Below are 2,638 nucleotides of genomic sequence, written 5' to 3'. Positions count from 1 at the left end.
TTTTTCGGTGGTCAATTTCAACCGGAAAGTGGTGGTCAATTTGACCCGAAATTAGGTGGTCATTTTGAATCGGAATCGATGGTCAATTTGCTCCGGAATTAGGTGGTCAATTTGACCGTTTTTTCCACTGTGGAATGAAAACCAATTTCAAGAAGATAGACGACAGCATCCACAAAGAGCTTTATGACAAGATGCACCAAAAGCTCACTCAAAACCCCGAGTATGCCAAACGAATGGTCAAAGTGAGGAGTAAGACAGTAGAACCGGTTTTGGGAACACTCATCAACTTTCTCAACATGAAACGTGTCAATACACGAGGAATACAACAAGCCAACAAACATGTTTTGATGGCCGCTATGACGTATAACTTGAAGAAATACCTCAAGTTTATTGCCAAAAAACCAAAAAGCCAAGCCCAAGTTGTATCAATCAATCAAGGAAAGGTAAACACTTCTTTAAAAGTCACTTTTTTGAAGTTAAAACTAACGTTTTTAAGCCTTCTTTTTTTAAACAACAACATCTTTAATCCAAAATTAAACCTCGATTAAAAGTGATTAAATGAGGTTGTTTTTTATGATTTTTTTGATCCCGAAGCTTCGGGATAGTTTTTTGAAAGGGTTGTGCAACAGTTACCCGTGTTATGTGCCGTTATTTTTTTAAGTCTTGTTTTTCTATCATTTTCAATCCGTAGTTTCTGATTGATGTTATTAATTTTAAGATGTCTTTACCTTGCTCTGTCAATGAATATTCTGTCTTGGGTGGCACAACAGCAAAAACCTTTCTATTAATATAACCGTCTTGTTCCAATTCTCTTAATTGTGTTGTCAACATTTTGTCTGATATGTGGGGAATGTCTTTTCGTAATTCTCCATATCGCATAGTTTTGTTTTTTAGTCGCCATAAAATAGGTGCCTTCCAAGTGCCACCAATCTGTTCCATTACTAACTGAACAGGATTGTAGTAAATTTTTCCGTTGTATTTAAAGTCTGGCATTGTTTAAAACAGTTTATTTTATTAATACTTTCAAAAAAGTATGTATCGCACTTATATGTTATACTGTACGCAAAAGTAAATATAGTTAATAACTTTGCGGCATAAAACTTTAAAAAAATATAAATATGAAAAAAATAGCATTAATTACAGGAGCCTCTAAAGGACTTGGTTTTGAAACTGCCTTACAGTTAGGTAAAAAAGGATTTACAGTAATTGTAACTGCCCGTACTCAACTTAAAAGTGACGAAGCCGCAACAAAATTAAAGACAAAAGACATCGATGCTTTGGGTGTACAATTAGATGTGAATAATAGCAAGGACATTACTAATCTCGTAAGTTTTTTAACTGAGCGATTTGGCAAATTAGATGTATTGATTAATAATGCCGGAGTGCAATTAGATTTCCCTGGATTTATGCCCGGAAATTCAACAGAAACAGTTTCAATGGAAATATTGAAGCAGACTTTTGAAACTAATTTCTTCGCACCAATCGCATTAACACAACAGTTATTGCCATTATTAAAAAAATCAGATGCCGGCAGAATAGTCAATGTATCAAGTATTATGGGTTCATTGGCTCTTCATGCCGATGCAGGTTCTCCAATTTACGGTATAAAATTATTAGCATATAATTCATCCAAAACAGCGTTAAATCAGTTTACTTTGCATTTGGCTGAAGCATTGAAAGATACTTTGATAAAAGTAAATTCGGCTCATCCGGGTTGGGTAAAAACAGATTTAGGAGGAGAGTATGCTCCAATGTCAATTGAAGATGGTGTAAAAACAATTGTAGATTTGAGTACACTTGATGTAAATGGAAAAACAGGTGCATTTATTCATTTAGGCGAATCATTGCCGTGGTAAATTAGAAACAAATGAATATTACAATCATTGGAACAGGAAATGTTGGTGGAGCATTAGCCACCAACTGGTCAAAAAAAGGACACACAATAAATTTAGGAGTGCAGGATGTCAATAATTTCAAAGGCATTGAGTTGTTGAAAAATGAAAGCACAAAAGTTTTTTCAATTAATGAAGCCGTTACAAAATCTGAAGTTATCTTAATTGCTATACCGCCTACTGCCATTTTTAATATTATTGAAAAACTGGGTGATGTATCAGGTAAGGTAATTATTGATGCTACTAATGCTGTCCGACAAACACCTGAGCCATACAAAACAGTCTATCATTGTCTAACTGATAAAACACAAGCCGAAGTTGTAAAATGTTTTAATAGTACGGGTTTTGAAAATATGCTGAACCCTATCTATAATGGCGAAGGTATTGATATGTTTATGGCTGGTGATAGTGAAAGGGCAAAGTCTGTCGCCCGACAATTAGCTCTGGATAATGGTTTTAGTTCTTGTCTTGATTTTGGCATGTCAGATAAAGTAGAACTGTTAGAAAAATTTGCTTTGTCTTGGATTAATTTAGCTATAATGCAAGGTCATGGTCGCAATATGGCATTTAAAGTTGTCTGGAGATAAGTTGTCGTTCGGGTTTAGGGATAATGGCACATAACGTCAGACCGTGAAAAAACTTCACAATCTTTCAAACAAATATAGTAAAAAACTTGTAAGAAAAATGAGAAAGTTGTATTTTTATTCATGCAACACATCCAAGGAATTTCCCGCCATCAGCTACAA

4 protein-coding genes are annotated in these 2,638 nt (G+C 34.6%); 3 read left to right on the top strand and 1 reads right to left on the bottom strand.

What is annotated here, in order from left to right:
• Positions 1-134: 134 nt before the first annotated feature.
• A complete protein-coding gene (locus ACIQ0M_RS15470) occupies positions 135-548 on the top strand; it encodes a transposase (RefSeq protein ID WP_396153852.1) in 414 nt (137 codons plus the stop codon).
• Between the two features lie 100 nt (positions 549-648).
• Here ACIQ0M_RS15470 and ACIQ0M_RS15465 read toward each other — a convergent pair whose 3' ends face one another.
• On the bottom strand, positions 649-993 hold the full coding sequence (locus tag ACIQ0M_RS15465) for a winged helix-turn-helix transcriptional regulator (protein ID WP_396153850.1): 345 nt from the start codon (positions 991-993) through the stop codon (positions 649-651).
• 125 nt (positions 994-1,118) lie between these two features.
• Between ACIQ0M_RS15465 and ACIQ0M_RS15460 the strand changes: the two genes are divergently transcribed.
• A complete protein-coding gene (locus tag ACIQ0M_RS15460; RefSeq protein WP_396153848.1) occupies positions 1,119-1,856 on the top strand; it encodes an SDR family oxidoreductase in 738 nt (245 codons plus the stop codon).
• Between the two features lie 11 nt (positions 1,857-1,867).
• A complete protein-coding gene (locus tag ACIQ0M_RS15455) occupies positions 1,868-2,479 on the top strand; it encodes an NADPH-dependent F420 reductase (RefSeq protein ID WP_396153846.1) in 612 nt (203 codons plus the stop codon).
• The last annotated feature ends 159 nt before the right edge of the window (positions 2,480-2,638 follow it).

This window comes from Flavobacterium sp. (genome assembly GCF_044339515.1).
GTDB lineage: Bacteria > Bacteroidota > Bacteroidia > Flavobacteriales > Flavobacteriaceae > Flavobacterium.
Note: the sequence above shows the minus strand (reverse complement) of the source record. Positions and strands in the feature narration are given on the sequence as shown.